The 15,862-nt window shown below is 72.7% G+C and carries 13 protein-coding genes and 1 riboswitch; of the genes, 3 read left to right on the top strand and 10 right to left on the bottom strand.

The genetic code is table 11. The features are described 5' to 3' along the window. Positions 1-421 precede the first annotated feature (421 nt). Complete coding sequence (locus tag ND747_RS08110; protein WP_251732864.1) at positions 422-1,906, top strand: acyl-CoA synthetase; 1,485 nt, start codon at positions 422-424, stop codon at positions 1,904-1,906. A 109-nt stretch (positions 1,907-2,015) separates the two neighbouring features. Here ND747_RS08110 and ND747_RS08105 read toward each other — a convergent pair whose 3' ends face one another. The 9 genes from ND747_RS08105 to ND747_RS08065 all read right to left on the bottom strand — a co-directional run bounded on the left by ND747_RS08105 (position 2,016) and on the right by ND747_RS08065 (position 12,613). After that, the gene (locus ND747_RS08105; protein ID WP_251732863.1) at positions 2,016-3,935 is read right to left on the bottom strand and encodes an ABC transporter ATP-binding protein; all 1,920 of its coding nucleotides are present in this window, start codon (positions 3,933-3,935) and stop codon (positions 2,016-2,018) included. Continuing rightward, the gene (locus tag ND747_RS08100) at positions 3,935-4,384 is read right to left on the bottom strand and encodes a lasso peptide biosynthesis B2 protein (RefSeq protein WP_251732862.1); all 450 of its coding nucleotides are present in this window, start codon (positions 4,382-4,384) and stop codon (positions 3,935-3,937) included. Before ND747_RS08100 ends, ND747_RS08105 begins: the two co-directional genes overlap by 1 nt. Then, complete coding sequence (locus ND747_RS08095; protein WP_251732861.1) at positions 4,381-4,851, bottom strand: lasso peptide biosynthesis PqqD family chaperone; 471 nt, start codon at positions 4,849-4,851, stop codon at positions 4,381-4,383. The genes ND747_RS08100 and ND747_RS08095 overlap by 4 nt, the downstream gene beginning before the upstream one ends. Continuing rightward, a complete protein-coding gene (locus ND747_RS08090) occupies positions 4,851-6,827 on the bottom strand; it encodes an asparagine synthase-related protein (protein WP_251732860.1) in 1,977 nt (658 codons plus the stop codon). Before ND747_RS08090 ends, ND747_RS08095 begins: the two co-directional genes overlap by 1 nt. Before the next feature lie 17 nt (positions 6,828-6,844). Continuing rightward, positions 6,845-7,054, bottom strand: coding sequence for a putative RiPP precursor (locus ND747_RS08085; RefSeq protein WP_251732859.1), 210 nt, complete (start codon positions 7,052-7,054; stop codon positions 6,845-6,847). A gap of 72 nt (positions 7,055-7,126) precedes the next feature. Further along, on the bottom strand, positions 7,127-8,188 hold the full coding sequence (locus ND747_RS08080) for an AfsR/SARP family transcriptional regulator (RefSeq protein WP_251732858.1): 1,062 nt from the start codon (positions 8,186-8,188) through the stop codon (positions 7,127-7,129). Positions 8,189-8,388: 200 nt separating this feature from the next. Continuing rightward, positions 8,389-9,138 carry a peptidoglycan-binding protein gene (locus ND747_RS08075; protein WP_251732857.1) on the bottom strand — a complete coding sequence of 250 codons (750 nt, stop codon included), beginning with the start codon at positions 9,136-9,138 and terminating at the stop codon, positions 8,389-8,391. A 649-nt stretch (positions 9,139-9,787) separates the two neighbouring features. Continuing rightward, positions 9,788-9,977: riboswitch (cyclic di-AMP (ydaO/yuaA leader) on the bottom strand. Between the two features lie 521 nt (positions 9,978-10,498). After that, on the bottom strand, positions 10,499-10,855 hold the full coding sequence (locus ND747_RS08070) for a four-helix bundle copper-binding protein (protein ID WP_251732856.1): 357 nt from the start codon (positions 10,853-10,855) through the stop codon (positions 10,499-10,501). Between the two features lie 216 nt (positions 10,856-11,071). Next, complete coding sequence (locus ND747_RS08065; RefSeq protein ID WP_251732855.1) at positions 11,072-12,613, bottom strand: amidohydrolase family protein; 1,542 nt, start codon at positions 12,611-12,613, stop codon at positions 11,072-11,074. 780 nt (positions 12,614-13,393) lie between these two features. Here ND747_RS08065 and ND747_RS08060 point away from each other — a divergent pair. Together ND747_RS08060 and ND747_RS08055 are read left to right on the top strand one after the other, a co-directional pair. Continuing rightward, positions 13,394-13,933 (top strand): DUF309 domain-containing protein, encoded by a 540-nt coding sequence (locus tag ND747_RS08060; protein ID WP_251732854.1) that lies wholly within the window; start codon positions 13,394-13,396, stop codon positions 13,931-13,933. 143 nt (positions 13,934-14,076) lie between these two features. After that, a complete protein-coding gene (locus ND747_RS08055; protein ID WP_251732853.1) occupies positions 14,077-15,270 on the top strand; it encodes an acetyl-CoA C-acyltransferase in 1,194 nt (397 codons plus the stop codon). Positions 15,271-15,273: 3 nt separating this feature from the next. Here the strand turns inward: ND747_RS08055 and ND747_RS08050 are convergent. Next, the coding region (locus ND747_RS08050) for a DUF4232 domain-containing protein (RefSeq protein ID WP_251732852.1) at positions 15,274-15,862 on the bottom strand (589 nt) is incomplete at its 5' end.

Raw genomic sequence — 15,862 nt, 5'->3', positions numbered from 1 at the left:
TGCGGGATGCACATGCGTGGTCGTGGTCGTGTTGCCGACCGCGACGATTCCGCTGGCTTGTTCGGGCGACACCGGGCCGTCCATCGACCATGGCCACTTTCCATGATGGTGCGGGGTGCGGGGGGGCGGCAGAGACGGGGTGGTGTTGCTGTCTGCGCGAGTGAGGTGTGCTTCGGATGCGGAGCGTGGCCGTTCAGGCCGATTTCCGTGAACCAGGGGCTGCTGCGGTCGATGGGCGAGGCGCGGTCGCTGGACACGGTGAAAATCGGGCCGAGCAACCACGGTTCGAGGGTTGCTCCCGGCCTGGCGGCAGCAGCGCCACCCAGTACACGTCTGGCGGTTTCGCGGTGACAAGGTGTGGTGGCCGGATGTGACGGCGAAACGGCAGGCCGCGGGGGGCCACTTTCGAGAGGATACCCAGGTGAGCCTGAGTCTCTTTCCACCACTCGACGTCGATCAAGATGCTCCGTCGGTACAGGTGGGCGATGTTGTGCTGTCCCGCACCGACCTGTTCGGCGCCGCCGCAGCGGTGGCCCGCCGGGTCGCCGGTGCGCCAGCGGCGGCGGTGTACGGGGAGGCGTCGGCCGCGACGATCGTGGCCGTCGTCGGCTGTCTGCTGGCCGGGGTGCCGGCGGTCCCGATCCCACCGGATTCGGGGCCGCGGGAACGAGAGCACTTCCTGGGCGACAGCGGCGCCGCGCTGATGCTGGGCAGCCCGCCATGGGACGACCTGTCCCTGCCCGTGATCCCCGTGGACGTGCGCGACCGCGCGGACATCGCCCCACCGGCGCCTGCCCCGACCGGCGGCACCACGCCTACTCCTACCGGCGGCACCACGCCCACTCCCACCGGTGGCACCGGCTCTGCGCCTCCACCGGCGCTGATCCTTTACACCTCGGGGACGACCGGAGCCCCCAAGGGGGTCATGGTGCCCGCGTCGGCGATCGCCGCCGATCTTGATGCGCTCGCCGAGGCCTGGGCGTGGACGCCGCAGGACACGCTCGTCCACGGGTTGCCGATCTTCCACATCCACGGGCTGGTGCTCGGGGTGTTCGGCCCGCTGCGGATCGGGAGCCGGCTCATCCACACGGTGCGTCCGACGCCGTCGGCGTACGCGGCGGCGGGGGGCAGCCTGTACTTCGGGGTGCCAACCGTGTGGTCGAGGATCTGCGAGGATCCGGCGAGCGCGCGGGCGCTGCGGTCGGCCAGGCTGCTCGTCTCGGGCAGCGCGCCGCTGCCGGTACCGGTGATCGAACGGATGCGGGAGCTCACCGGTCAGGCGCCGATCGAGCGGTACGGGATGACCGAGACACTGATCACCACGAGCGGGCGGGTGGGCGTCGAGCGCCGGCCCGGCTGGGTCGGTACGGCACTGCCCGGTGTGCGGACCAGGCTCGTCGACGACGAGACGGGCGAGCCGCTGCCCCACGATGCGCACAGCATCGGTGAACTGCAGATCCAGGGCCCGACCCTGTTCGGCGGCTACCTCGGCCGCCCGGACGCCACCGCCGGGTCCTTCAGTGCGGACGGCTGGTTCCGCACCGGGGACGCCGCCGTGATCGACGCCGACGGCAACCATCGGATCGTCGGACGGCGCTCCACCGACCTGATCAAGTCGGGGGGGTACCGAATCGGCGCCGGCGAGGTCGAGGCGGCGTTGCTGTCGCATCCGGCGGTCCGGGAGGCGGCGGTGGTCGGCCTGCCCGACACCGATCTCGGCCAGCGCATCGCCGCCTTCGTCGTCACGACCGAGGCCGCCCCTGAGCGCGCCGAGCTCGTTGACTTCGTCGCACGCGAGCTGTCCGTGCACAAGCGCCCGCGGGAGATCCACTTCGTTACGGAGCTGCCCCGCAACGCGATCGGCAAGGTTCGCAAGTCGGCTTTGGCCCCACCCCCCACCGCCTGAACCGCCCCTGACGCCGGGCCGGCCGCGACGTCCACCCGGATGACGCGACGCCGCCCCGGCGACATCGACACCGCCATGGACGGCTCGGGCTCAGACGGCACCCGGGAGGTCAGGCGACCCGGCCGGGACCGGGCGGCGCAAGGCCGGGCGCTGCGAGATCAGGCGACGCGAAACCAGGCGATGCGGAGCTGGGTGAGGCGGGGCTGGGTGAGGCGGGGCTGGGGCCGGGGGCGGCGAGGCGGCGGTAGAAGGCGCTGGTCGCCAGGAGTTCGTCGTGGGAGCCCTGGGCCCGTACCCGTCCGGCGTCGAGCACGACGATGTGGTCGGCGGCCCGGACCGTGGAGATACGGTGGGCAATCACCAGCAGGGCCCGTTCGGCGGCGATCCGGCGCATCACCCGTGTCAACGCCCGTTCGTTGACGGCGTCGAGCTGGGAGGTCGGCTCGTCCAGTAGCAGCACCGCGGGACGGGGCAGCAGCGCGCGGGCGATGGCCACCCGCTGCCGCTCACCGCCGGAGAGCAGCACACCGTGATCACCGACGGGGGTGGCCAGGCCGTCGGGCAGCCGGTCCACCAGGTCACGCAGGCCGGCGGCGGTGACGACCTGGTCGATGTCCGCCTCGGTGGCCTCCGGTGCGGCGTAGACGATGTTGTCCCGCAGGGTGCCGTGCAGCACCGGGGTGCTCTGTTCGACCAGGTTCACCCGGGCACGGGCGCGGTGGCGCGCAATCGTACGCACGTCCTGGCCATCCACGAGGAGCTGGCCACCGTCGGGCTCGTAGAACCGTTCGACGAGCTCGAGAATGGTCGACTTGCCCGCCCCGGACGGTCCCACGAGGGCGACCTGTCCGCACCGCGGTACCTGGAAGGTCACACCGCGCAGCACCGGCTGCAGGCCGTAGGCGAACCACACGTCCCGCAGCTCCAGCGCCGGCGCGGATGACGGCCCCAGCGCCGGCGCGGATGACAGTCCCGGCATCGAGGTGGGCGGGGACGGGGTGAGGGGGGTGGACGGGGGGAAGGGGATGGACGGGCGCAGGGTGATCGTATGCAGCGGGCCGATCGCGGTGACCTCGTCGGTCTCCCGGGGCAGGGTGAACACGGCGTTCACCCGGCCGAGCGCACCGAGCCCACGCTGGATGGTCGCGGCGGACTCGACCAGCTGGCCCAGCGGCATCACCAGGTAGGTCGCGTACAGCAGGAAGGCGACCAGACTGCCGAGGGTGGCGCTGCCCCGGGCCACCAGCACCCCGCCGACGAGCAGAACGACGAGCACGCTGCCCTGCACGGCGAGTTGCATGGCCGGCGCGATGATCGAGTCGAGGGTGGCCATCCGCAGGCCGGCCTGATAGGCGGCGTCGGCGTGCGCACCGATGCGCTCGGCCTCACGGGACTCCGCCCGGTTCGCCCGAACGGTGCGCACGGCCGTCAGGGCACGTTCGAGGTCGGCGGTCATCGCGCCGACGCTGGCCTGGCCGCGTTCGGACACCGACCGGATCCGCGACAGGGCGGCGAGCACGACCGTCCCGGCAACCAGCACCACCGCGAGGACCAGCAGGAACAGCCACGGGTTCAGCCAGACCATCAGCGCGATCGCGCCGATGACGCCGATCAGGCTGGTGACGAGCGCGGTAAAACTGAAGGCGACCGCCTCGCGCACCACGGTCGTGTCGGTGTTCGCCCGGGAGATCAGGTCCCCCATCCGGTGGGTGTCGAGCACCCTGATCCGCAGCCGCAGCACCTGGTCGATCAGGCGTCGGCGCAGGCTGAGCAGGATCGACTGGCCGGTGCGTTCCAGCAGGTAGTGCCCGGCGGTGTCGGCGATGGCCTGCCCGACGAACAGGCCGAGCAGGGCGCCGACGACCCACAGCGGAATGCCGCCGGCCTGCGCGTCGTCGATCACCCGCATCACCAGCAGGGGCTGCAGCACCCCGATCCCGGTGCCGACGATCGTGAGCGCCGTGGCCACCCCGACCGGCCGGCGACGCCCACGCAGCAACACCCACAGCTCTCCCAGCCCGCGGAGCATCAGCTCACCCCAGCGCGCATCGGCAGGTCCTCGCGGCCGACTCTGAGCAGGGTCCGCAGGTAGTCCGGGGGGACCGACTCGCCGACCATCACGCCGTCCACCTCGACCCAGGCATGCGCAGCGAACGGGGCAAGCGAACGCACGCCCACGCACCAGGTCGGCACGGCACCGCCAAGGCGACACAGCAGCATCGTGGCGATCGAACGAGGCACGCAGCCGCGGGCTCCGCGGCAGGTCAGGCTCACCGCCATCACCGCCTGGCGGGCGGCGAGGGCATGGTCGTAGTCGGCCGGTCGGGCGCCGTGGGCCAGCCGGTCGAGCACCTGGTGGATCCGGGCCGGCTGCTGGGTGGCCAGCAGCCGGGCCGCGGCGACGGCGATCGTCGCGCAGAGCCACCGGATCGGGCCCAGGGTCACCTCCGGCCGTTCGAGGGTCATCGGCGTGGTCATCGGCGCCGCCGTAGCCGCGAACGCAGCCCGGCGCCCGGGCCCGTTCCGGTGCGCGACCGGTCGGCGTCAGGCCGCGACGTCCGGCCCGGACGATGCCGAGGCGAGCGGCCGGCGGGGTCCGTCGCGGACCGGGTGGAAGGAGGACTGTCCGCCCTCGGGTGGCCGAAGGCACCGCCGGACGCCTGGCCGGACGCCTCGCCGCCCGCCTCGCCGGTGGGGTCGATCAGGCCGACGTCGGTGAGCTGCGCGAGCAGGCCCTCCACGTCCCGACGGGCGGTGTCGGGGTCGACGTCGCTGACGGTGCACAGTTCGCCGGTCGCCGCCGCCACGTCACCGCCGGCGAGCAGCACCCCCAGGACCAGATCACCGGACGGGTTGAGCGTCCAGTACCGCCCGTTGTGGGTGTGCAGCAGCACCGCGCCGTACTCGGTCGGCGCCCGCACCACATCGGATCGCAACGTCACCATCACAACTCCCCCCGGTCGCTGGTGGTCAGCTCGCTGGTGGTCAGCTCGCCGCGGGTCAGAACGGGGCTGGTCAGGACGGTGCCGGTCAGGGCACGCAGCCAGGCGTCGGTGGCGATAGTGGGCTGCAACGCCTCGGCGCGATGGTCGGGGACGGCACCCGTCCGGCAGGCCTGGCGCAGCAGGTCGGGCTCGATCAGCCCGAGCTCGGCCAGCGGCGACGCGTCACACAGCTTCACCAGCATCTCGCGGTTGGCCCGCAGTCCCTGGTCCTCCTCGGTGGACGCGTCGGCCTTGGTCCGCCGACCCAGGCACTCCGCCGGCACCACCGACTGCATCGCCTCCTTGAGCAGCGGTTTGTACTCCCAGGGCGAGGCGCGCAGCTCGGGCCGCACGGCCAGTGCCGCTCGCACGACCCGCTCGTCGTAGAACGGCGCGGACAGCGGCGGACCCAGGGGGTCGGCGATCTGGTCGAATCCGCGGAACGCCGCGGCGCCGGCCCGCAGGGTGAACAGGTCGGTGTGGCCCGCACGGGTCTCGGCGAGCGGCAGCGCCTGCTCCGCCGCGACCGCAAAGGCCTCCGCAACGAGGTCGAGGGCATCGTCGGTGAGCCAGCCGGGCACCACCGGCGGCGGCGTCCAGTCCAGCGCCGTCACATACGGCCGGGTTCGCCGGCCGACCGTCCGAAGCATGCGAGCGGACCGTCCGGGGCGTCCCGGGTATCCCACCCGGACGCCCCGGGTGGCCCGGGTGCCGCCGGTGCGGGCGTCCCGGGCGACGGCCAGGACCCGGGCCATGTCCCGTAGGCAGTCCCGGTAGTCGCGGGAGCGCATCATTCGCAGGCTCGCCGCCCACGGCCAGCCCTCCTGGGCCCGATAGCCGCGCAGGTGCCGCAGGGCCATCACCGGGCGGCGGCGGATCAGGGACGGCAGGTGGTTCGGGGCGCCGCCGACGAGCTCGTCACCGCCGAAGCCGGTCAGGTGCAACCGCGGGGCGTAGAGCGCCAGATGGTCAAGCCCGGCCAGCAGCTTGGCCCGGTCGACGACGCCGACGAACGGGCGGTCCGTCGTCGGGCCCGGCTCGTCGATGCGGTCGTAGACCAGCGGCAGGTCGGCTGCGGCCAGGGTCTCCCGGGTGAGGCTCGGCAGCGACGCGGCGAGCCGACCAGCCCAGTAGGCGTCGTCGTCGCCGGGATCGCGGGCAAGGCCGGTGAGGGCGACGACGTCGGCCGGCCCCCGGGCGGCCAGGCAGCACACGGCGCTCGAGTCGAGGCCGCCGGACAGGTCGGCGCTGACGGTCCGCCCGCCAGCCACCCGCACGGCCACCGCCTCGGCCAGCGCCGCGCGCAGCACCGCCGCTCCCTCGGAGCGCGACCGCACCGCTGCCGGTGCCCGCCACCGGCGAATCGTGCGCGACTGTTCGTCGCGGTCGACGAACAGGTAGTCCTCGGGCGGGACGGCCGTCACGGACGTGAAGGGCACCAGGTCATCGAGCGGATGCGGCGGGGACGGGTCCAGCAGCGCCAGCGCCAGCGCCGTGCGGTCGAGTCGGGCGCCGCACAGGCCGGCGAGAATGTCGGCGCGGTCGGCGGCCAGCAGGTGCCCGCCCACCCGGGCGGTGAAGATCCGCCGGGTACCGGTCGCCGTGCCCTGGATCCGCGCCTGACCGTCGATCTCGGCGATCAGGTGATAGTCGCCGGCCACCTCGCGGCCGAGGTCGAGAGTGTGCACGTCGTGCGCGGCCACCAGCAGTCCCAACAGCCGGCCGGGCCGGACGGCCGCGCAGCCGACCAGCGCGATCTGACGGCGCCCGGCCGTCGCACTGACCATCGCCGCCGCCGGCCAGTCGCCGACGATCCAGGGCCGGCCCGACCGGTGGCGCACCACCTGACGCCCCCCCGCCGGCACCGCCACCTGCTCACGGTCGGGCAGGACGACGAACCAGCAGGCCGGACGGTGCCGCAACGTGGATGTCGTCACCTCGGCCTCCGCCGCGCTCAGAAGAAGAACCCGCCGGCGACGAATCCGCCACCGCCGAATCCCGCGCCGCCGAAACCACCGCCGCCGTCACAGCCACCGTCACAGCCATAGGAGTAGCCGAAACGACGGTAGAAATAGTCGTGCCCCCAGCCCCAACGGCCCCGAGTGACATCGATGAACCGACCGGCGGTCGACAGCTGCGGGCGCTCATAGGATTGCTCGCGCATTGCAGTCATGTCCGTAGCCCCTTCCCGTGCGTGTTTTCCCGTGTCCCACGCAGCGGGATACCCCGGACGGGTTCAGCGCCGGTTCACCGAGGCGACCGACGCCGCGTCGGTGGACGGGACCGCCTCGAGCACCTGCCGATGGACGCGGCGCAGTTCCGCCCCGGGTTCGATGCCGAGCTCGGTAACCAGGCGCTGGTACAGCTCGCGGTACTCGTGCAGGGCTTCGGCCCGTCGCCCGGTACGTTCCAGCGCGGTCAGCAGCTGCGCCCACAGCCGTTCACGGGTCGGAAACTCGACGGTGAGCGCCCGCAGCGCCGGCAGCACCGCATCGGTCTCGCCGAGGGCGAGCCGCGCGTCGATGAGCTCCTCGCGGGCCGCCCAGCGCGCCTCGTCCAGGCGCAGACTTTCAGCACCGCCGACCTCGGCCGGCAGCTCGTCGAAGGCGTTGCCGCGCCACCAGCCGAGGGCCTGTTCGAACAGGTCCGCGGCCGGGCGCCACCGGCCGGCCCGGGCGGCCTCCCGGCCGGCCGCGACGGCGTGGTTGAAGCGCAGCACGTCGAACTCGTCCGGGTCGACGAGCAGCCGGTACTCCCCCGGCCGGCTTTCGATCCGGCCCGGCCCGACCGGGCGACGCAGCACCGAGGCCCGCGGCCCGACCACCGTGACCGCCGTCCGTTCGACCGGCGCACCCGCGGGTGGCGGCAGGGTGTGCCGCAGCTCGGAGAGGTAGGTCTTGATGTTGCCCAACGCCGAGCGGGGTGGCGCGTCCTGCCACAGGGCCAGGCGCAGCTGTTCGACGGACGTCCACCGTCCCGGCCGCACCAGCATGGCCAGCAGCAGGACCCGCTTCTTCTGTTGGTCGATGCGGATCCGCTCGCCGGATGCCCGCCACACCTCCAGGGGCCCGAGCGCGGCGAACAGCACCCCGGCCCGCGCGTCGCCCCGGCCATCGGTCCGCTCGTCGCCCCGGTGATCGGCCCGGCTCTCGGCCCGATCACCGGATCGGACACCGGGGCCGGTGTCCCGCCCGCCACGGGACGCGGGTCCGTTCCGCGGCGCCGGACTGCCTCTGCGCGCCGGGCTGCTCGTGGGCGCCGGGCTGCTGCCCGACCCCCACCTGCCACCGTCGTCCATGATGATGATCCTCGTCGGTCGGAGATCCTCCGCAAACGGACGATCCTCACCAGACGGACCCCGGTATCGCGCCATCGCCCGGGGACCGGCGGCCCCGCTGGGCCGGTCCAGGGAATACCCCGCCTCGGCATGGGGTAGTCCATCACCGGCAGTACTGACCGGGACGCCGGCGGTCGTGCCGGATCAGAGCCCGCGCCGGATCAGAGCCCGAGCCGGGCCCGGGTCTGCGGACCCACCATGCCGTCGGCGACCAGGGCGTGCTTGAGCTGGTAGTCCTTGACCATGTGATTGGTCTGGTAGCCGAACTGGCCGTCCACGGCGATCGGATAGCCGAGGTCTGCCAGCCGCTGCTGGATCTGCCGCACATCCAGGCGGAAGCCCCGCCCACTGGCCAGTGACGGATAGCCGGTGGGCGCCGCGGGCACGGACGCCGCCGCCTTCGGCGTGGCCGTGTACGCGATCGTGCGCACGCTCAGGCCACCGGACACCGCCGCCACGGCCGACGCCCCCCGGGCCTGGAACCGGGCGTACATGCCGTTGGTGTACGTGCTCCACGCCCGTATGCCCTGGTTGACACAGACCGTGCGGGCCGCCCAGGCGTTGGTGGTCGGGTCGTACAGGTTCCGCCCGCCGACCCAGCCACCGTGGGCCCGCATGTTGATCTGCCACAGACCGCGGGAGTCCTCACCGACGGTCGCGTGAGCATAGGGGTTGCCGCCGGACTCCGCGAGCGCCACCGCGACCCAGGTCGACAGCGACGCCCCCCCGCAGCCCGCCAGACCCGCGTTCGCCGCCACCTGGGCGATCTGCACATCCGAGACCGTGCTGGTCGCGGCGCTGGCCGGGCTCGTCGAGGCGAAGATGCCCACGCCCGCGCCAAGCAGACCGAGCGTCGCCACGGTGGCGCCGCGACGCCGACTCGAAGCCTTCCGATGCTTTCCCTTGGCCATTCTCTGACATCTCGTTTCGGTGTCGTGGAGCACGGTGATGGAAATGGGTGTCGACTTCCAGGGGAAGCCAGTCGGACGACTTTTTAATCTAAAATGGGCAGCACTGAATACCGGATTACCAGGTTCCCGATCAGGAACACCTGGGAAGCCGCCCGAGACCGGATTAAGAGGTGGCGGAAAACCACCGAGCAACGCCGGTCAACGCCGGTCAACGCCGAGGAAACGCGGTTCGGACGTACTGGCCGCCGCGGTTACCGACTGGATCCGGCGAGGGCCGGTTCGCGTCGGCCCGCCGGCGCAGGCGTCGCCGACCGGTCCGTCCGGGCAGGTGGGCGCGACCGGCGTACGGCACGGCGACACCGGTCACGCAGCAGGCTGTTGACCCGACAGGTCCCGTCGGCGAACCACGCCCCGGCCACGCGACGACAAGGTGTCCGTACGCAGTGGCGCACGGCCGGTCAGAACGAACGGCTCCCGGCGGGAGCCAGACCCGCGCGGAACGAAGTCCGGTTCCGGCCCGGCCGATGTGACTGGCGCGGACACCGACCCGTCGCGGGTTCACCCGGGGCGCACGGCGGCGTCATGGCCGGTCCCGCACGCGTCGGCCCGGCCGCGGTGACGATGCGACATCCTGACGTTCGGACACGTCTGATCCTTCCCGTACGCCTGCGGAGTTAGCTGTCGGGTGCGGACCGGGAAGCCCGGTCATCCGCGTACGGATGACTTAACCCCGAGGGTGGCCTGCAACAGACCACCCGGAGGAACGTGGTTCCCCCGCTTCTGCCCTGGACATCTGGAGGGGACTTCGAGCCGTGGGCAGAACTCGGCGTCGACTCGAAGCGTCTGTGGTGCTCCGCCACCGTAGCGAACTACTCAGGGTAGTGACAAGTACCAGTTCGGCCCGAATCCGGCCACCTCGCCGTGACGATGCGTGCAGAGAGCTGCGATACAACGACAATCGGGAATAGATCCCGGCGACACATCGCTCAGCGCACCCGAAATAGTCCGTCAGGTGACTGTCCGGCACGGCGAATCGGGCCGGCACGGCGGATCGGCGCCGCGTGGGCGGGCAGGGCCGCACCCATGGGCGTGCGCCACCGCCTGGACCCGATCCCGCCGGCAGAGCGGGCCCGGGATACGCGTGACGCGCGTATCCCGGGCTGCCCTCGCCGGCGACCCGGACCGCCTCGACGAGCCGCCCGGGCAGATCGTTCCCCAGGAGGGACCCCGCCGCCGGGCTGCCCCGACGCCATCCCACGCCACCCCACGGGTCAACAACAAAAAGCGGCCCGCGGGCCGAGAGTTCCTCGGACCGCGGGCCGCCACCGGTATCAGGAACGACCGGCTGGAGTGCTACCGATCAGGCTGCGGCACCAGCCATGGCGGTGCAGCTTTCCAGGCACGACCGGCAGGCCTGCGCAAGCCGCGTGAGCTGGGCGTCACGGGGCATCTTCTCGCACATCTCGGCGGTGGCACCGCAGATGCGCGCGCACATCGCGCACATGTCGGCGCGCAGCGGCGACATGCGGCACATCATGTCGGCGCAGGTCCGGGTGATGGCCGCACAGTCCATCATCAGGCGCAGGTCCGCAGCGTCCATCATCGAGCCGGGCATATCCATACAGTACGAGATCGTCTCTTCGCACAGAATCGAGCAGGACATGCACTCGTCGATTGCCCTGCGCATGGTCTCGCTGATTTTCTCGGCATGCTTCATGGGACACCTCCGATATGTGGGCGGCAACGCTGGAACCGCCTCGGAAACCCGCCGCCGGCGGGTGTTCTGGCATCCCTGACGATAGCTCTGGTCAACGAATCTGCATCCCGGGCTGCCGACATTACCGGCACCGTCGCGACCGACAGAAAAGTGGCGGTATCCGACGATCCGAAACCCGGAACCCGGCTCGTCGGATACCGCGGACCACTGCGCGGATCAGGTGGTCGGACGTGGGTCGGTCCGCCCGGTGAACGGACTGTGGGCCGACCCGATCACCGTCTCGTCGCCGGCCGGGGTGGGGCCGGCGAACGCCCAGGCACCACGGGCCAGCACCGGTGGCAGGCGAGGATGGGCGAGCACCGCTCGTCCCGCGGTGAAGACGCCGCGCACGACGTCCCGGCGTTCGAACAGACTCAGGTCACCCGGATCCGTGTCCAGCACAATGGCGTCGAACACGTAGCCGGGCGCGAGCCGTCCGCGCCGACGTCCCGCCACGCCAGGACCGGTTCCGGTTCCGGAACCAGGCGCGCCGCGATGCGGGGTGGTGTCGTCCGTACGGCCGTGCCCCGGGGCGCACAGCGCGGCGCCGTTCGCGGTCGCGGCGAGCAGGGCCTCCGGCGGGGTGAGGCCGGCCCGGCGCAGGTGGCTGATCTCGGCGAGGTTGCCGCCGTGCCGGCTGCGGTGGCGGGCGTCGCTACCGAGAGCGATGCGCACGCCGGCTGCGCGGGCCACCGCGATGGTCTCGGCGAGCGCGGCGGCGGTCGCCTCGGCACGTTCGACCGCCCAGCCGGGCAGCACACCCGTGCGAACCAGCGCGGCCAGGTCCAGGTAGGACGACAGGGTCGGGACCAGAGTCACCCCGCGGGCCGCCATCGCGGCGGCGGCCCGTTCGCCGAGTCCGATGCCGTGCTCGATGGAACGCGCTCCGGCCGCGACCGCCGCCTCCACGGCCCGCTCGCCCAGCGCGTGCATCATCACCGGCCGACCGAAGCGACCGGCCTCGGCGACGGCCGCGACCAGCTCCGCCGGGGCGAACGGCACTTCGACGTGCCCGGGACGGGTGGACATCACCCCACCACTGGCGTAGATCATCACCCAGTCGGCACCGGCCCGTAGCACCCCGCGTACGGCGGTGGGCAGATCACCGGCAACGCTGGTGCTGTGGGCCGGGCGCTCCGGATAGGCGGGGCCGAGCACGTCCTGGGTGGACTCGAGGCCCGGTCCGAGGACAGCGCCGTCACCGTGACGCCCGGTGCGACTCAGCGCCACCACCGACACCGCGAGCGCCGGGCCGGGGACGGCTCCGGCGGCGAGGGCGTCCCGCACTCCGGCATCGGCACCACCGGCATCGCGCAGCCAGGTGACCCCGGCGAGCAGCGTGGCCCGCAACGCCTCGGCCGTCTGCAGGAACCGGGTGGACAGCGGCGCCGTGACCAGTTCGAACGGGTCATAGGTGGACTGGGTGACATGCGCGTGACAGTCGATCACCCCGGGCATGACGAACAGCCCCCGCGCGTCGACGTCGATCGCCTCGGGATCCAGCGGCAGCGCGGGACCGACCGCCTGCACCACCCCGTTCCGCACGGCGACGTCACAGGGTTCGCCGAACCGTCCGCTCCGGTCCAGCACATGGCACTCGCGCAGCGTGAACGCCTGCCCGGCGCGACCGGCTCGCACGGGTGCCGCGGCCGAACCGGTGTCGACCTCACCGGAGGCGCCCGACTCCGGCAACGGCTGGTCGGTGTCGTCCGACACCACGGACCGGTCGGACCGGCCAGCCGGGGCGAACGGGGAGGAGCCCGCGGCGCTCGTGGACGCGGGGTTCGCCGATGCGGAGCCGGAGGACGCAGGGCCCGTGGACGCAGGGCCCGTGGACGAAGAGCCCGCCGACGAGGGAGTCGAGGACGAGGGAGTCGAGGACGAGGACGCACGGGATTCGGACAAGGCAGCGCCGTTCCTGCTGGTGGATGGACGACCGAGGTCGCCGACCGGACAAGGCCGCGCGACGGTGCTCCGCAGACCGACAGTCCTGCGCGGATCAGCGGTGCTCCGCGGGCCGGCGGTACTCCGTGGGCCCACGATGCTCCGCGGGCCCGCGATGCTCCGCGGGCCCACGATGCTCCGCGGGCGGATGGCCGGAGGGCGGGATGACCAGAAGCCGGGGTGGTCCGCCGACGGCCACATCGGTCCGCAGCTGGCATGGCCTGCAGCCGTGGTGGTCAGCGGGCCGGAAAACCGCGAAGGTCAGCGGGGACAGGCCGCCGTGCACACCCGACAGGTGTCGATATGGCGGCGGTGGGTGAGCGCACGGGCCAGGTCCACCCGGGACCGCGGTCTCACCGCGACCAGCGACCTGACCATGATCCCACGCCTCCCGCCGTCACCACCACGCGGCGGGTTCACGGTAACCAATGCCCGGCACCGACGCAAAGGCACCGGCTTCCAGGCACCGACCCCCGGACGCGGGGACACCCGTCCGATCGGGATCTGGATCACTGGGGGTGACAGCGCTCGAAGCAGCTGGTCACACTGAACTTGATGACCACCTCACCGCCGCCCCGGCGGCCCCCCGTGCGGTCCCGCGACGCACTGGGCCGACCGCTGCCACCCGGCACGGCCGGCGTCGCGCCGCTGGAGCTGCCCGCCGCACTACCACCCCCGGCTGCCCTCGCGGCCGCACAGCACCTGCTGGACACCGGCCTGCCGTTCCAGGCCCACGAGGTGCTCGAGGCCGCCTGGAAATCCGCCGGCGATGACGACCGGGCGCTGTGGCGGGCGCTCACCCAGCTCGCCGTGGGGCTGACCCAGCTGGCCCGGGGCAACGTCCCGGGCGGGCTCACCGTGCTCGCCCGGGCCGCCGAGGGCCTTACTCCCTACGCCGACGGGCACCTGCACGGCGTGGATGCCGCCGGGCTGGTGCGCTGGTGCGAGCACACCGCCCGCGCGGCCCTCGATGGTCGCCTCGCGATCACGGACAGCACCGCCACCGACCTCTCCCGGCCCGGTGGCAACGGCGCACCCGCAGACGACCCATCCTCGGCAACGGTTGCGCTGCGTCCACCTCGACTGGTGAGGTAATTCCACAAAGGCACTGCAGCCACATCAGTCCTGTGAACATACTCACTGGAATTCTCACATACGGGCACTTGTTGACCAGTCGAGAGCACCGGGGGTGGGCGGGCTACCGGTCCCCGGCGGCCCGGGAGATCCGAGGAGATCCGATGGAAGACGCAGTCATCGTCGACGCGGTCCGCACGGCATCAGGGCGCGGCAAGCCGGGTGGGGCGCTCTCGGCGCTGCATCCGGCCCAGCTGTTGGCCACCGTGCTCAGCGCCGTGGTCAGCCGCAACGATCTCGATCCGGCGCTGGTCGACGATGTCATCGCCGGTTGTGTGAGCCAGATCGGCGAGCAGTCGGCGAACATCGCTCGCACGGCCGTCCTGTCCGCCGGGTTCCCCGAGACGGTGCCGGCCACGACCGTCGACCGGCAGTGCGGTTCGAGCCAACAGGCCGCCCACTTCGCCGCGCAGGGGGTGATCGCCGGGGCCTATGACGTGGTGATCGCCTGCGGCGTGGAGTCGATGAGCCGGGTGCCGATGGGCTCGGCCGTCGCCGGGCAGGACGCCGAAGGCCCCGGGCTGCGCACCCGCTACCCCGAGGGGCTGGCTTCGCAGGGCATCGGCGCAGAGCTGATCGCGGCCCGGTGGAAGCTGGACCGCGAGGCACTGGACACCTTCGCCGCCCGTTCGCACGCACTCGCCGCCGCAGCGACGGCCGCCGGCGACTTCGCCGGCGAGATCATCCCGATCCCGCTCCTGCAGCCCGACGGCACCATCGTGGCCCACGCAGCCGACGAGACGGTGCGGGCCGGCACCACGGTGGACCGGCTCGGGTCGTTGCGGCCCTCGTTCCACACCGAGGCGTGGGCGCGGCGGTTCCCCGAGATCGGCTGGCACATCACCCCGGGCAACGCCTCTCCGCTGACCGACGGCGCGTCCGCCGTCCTGATCATGAGTGCGTCGAAGGCCGCGGAGCTCGGCCTGCGCCCCCGCGCCCGCTTCCACGCCTTCGCCCTCGCCGGCGATGACCCGCTGCTGATGCTCACCGCCCCCATCCCGGCCACCCGTAAGATCCTCGCCCGCACCGGGCTGTCCCTCGACGACATCGACGCCTACGAGGTGAACGAGGCCTTCGCGCCGGTCCCGCTGGCCTGGGCGCGCGACACCGGAGCGGATCCGGCCAGGCTCAACCCCCGCGGTGGCGCCATCGCCCTGGGTCATGCCCTCGGCGGCTCGGGCACCCGTCTGCTCACCACCCTGGTGAACCATCTGGAGGCCACCGGCGGGCGCTACGGCCTGCAGACGATGTGCGAGGGCGGGGGCATGGCCAACGCCACCATCATCGAGCGTCTCTGACCGTCAGTGGGTGACGGCGGTGACGGACAGCTGCTGGACGGACGCCGACGTGCAGGCGGACGCGTCCGTCAGCGGCTGTCGCAGCGCCGTGCGCGACCCGGGGGGGTAGACCCGTAGCGCCGTCACCGCGGCGATCTGCCCGGACTCGAGGCACCCCTCCTGGATACCCGGGTGCACGATGCGCAGCGTGGCCGAAACGGACGTGCCCGGCGCCAGGGCGATCGTCGTCGCGGCGGCCCCGGTGTGGGTGGCAGCGGCGCCGACCTGGGCGCCCGCGGCATTGAGGTACGACACCCCGGGGAAGCCGCGCAGCAGACAGGTCACCGCGCCGGTGTTGGTCAGCACGAGCCGCTCGTAGGTGCTACCAGCAGCTCCCTCCGGGTCGGCCACCTGCAGTGACAGTGCCGAGGTCGGGCAGGTCCCGGACGCTCCCGAGCCCTGGACCGGCGGTTCGACAGCCGTCCCCGGTGGTGTCGCGGTGGCCGGTGGTGTCGCCGCGGTGGGTGGGGCGCCCGGTCCGCTGGTTGCGCCGGACACCACCGGACCGCCGCCGGCGCCGGTCACAGCCGGTGGTCCGCCGGCGGCCCCGACC

This window comes from Frankia sp. R82 (genome assembly GCF_023716925.1).
In the GTDB taxonomy this organism is placed as follows: Bacteria; Actinomycetota; Actinomycetes; order Frankiales; family Frankiaceae; genus Frankia.
The sequence above is the reverse complement of the archived record's forward strand: the minus strand, read 5'-3'. Positions and strand labels throughout refer to the sequence as shown.

Bases quoted from the DNA above. Each gene is read 5' to 3' on its own strand.
- ND747_RS08060 (WP_251732854.1), top strand. From the start codon at position 13,394: ATGACCACCTCACCGCCGCCCCGGCGGCCCCCCGTGCGGTCCCGCGAC.
- ND747_RS08055 (WP_251732853.1), top strand. From the start codon at position 14,077: ATGGAAGACGCAGTCATCGTCGACGCGGTCCGCACGGCATCAGGGCGC.
- ND747_RS08100 (WP_251732862.1), bottom strand. From the start codon at position 4,384: ATGACCACGCCGATGACCCTCGAACGGCCGGAGGTGACCCTGGGCCCG.
- ND747_RS08085 (WP_251732859.1), bottom strand. From the start codon at position 7,054: ATGCGCGAGCAATCCTATGAGCGCCCGCAGCTGTCGACCGCCGGTCGG.
- ND747_RS08080 (WP_251732858.1), bottom strand. From the start codon at position 8,188: ATGGACGACGGTGGCAGGTGGGGGTCGGGCAGCAGCCCGGCGCCCACG.
- ND747_RS08095 (WP_251732861.1), bottom strand. From the start codon at position 4,851: ATGGTGACGTTGCGATCCGATGTGGTGCGGGCGCCGACCGAGTACGGC.
- ND747_RS08075 (WP_251732857.1), bottom strand. From the start codon at position 9,138: ATGGCCAAGGGAAAGCATCGGAAGGCTTCGAGTCGGCGTCGCGGCGCC.
- ND747_RS08105 (WP_251732863.1), bottom strand. From the start codon at position 3,935: ATGCTCCGCGGGCTGGGAGAGCTGTGGGTGTTGCTGCGTGGGCGTCGC.
- ND747_RS08070 (WP_251732856.1), bottom strand. From the start codon at position 10,855: ATGAAGCATGCCGAGAAAATCAGCGAGACCATGCGCAGGGCAATCGAC.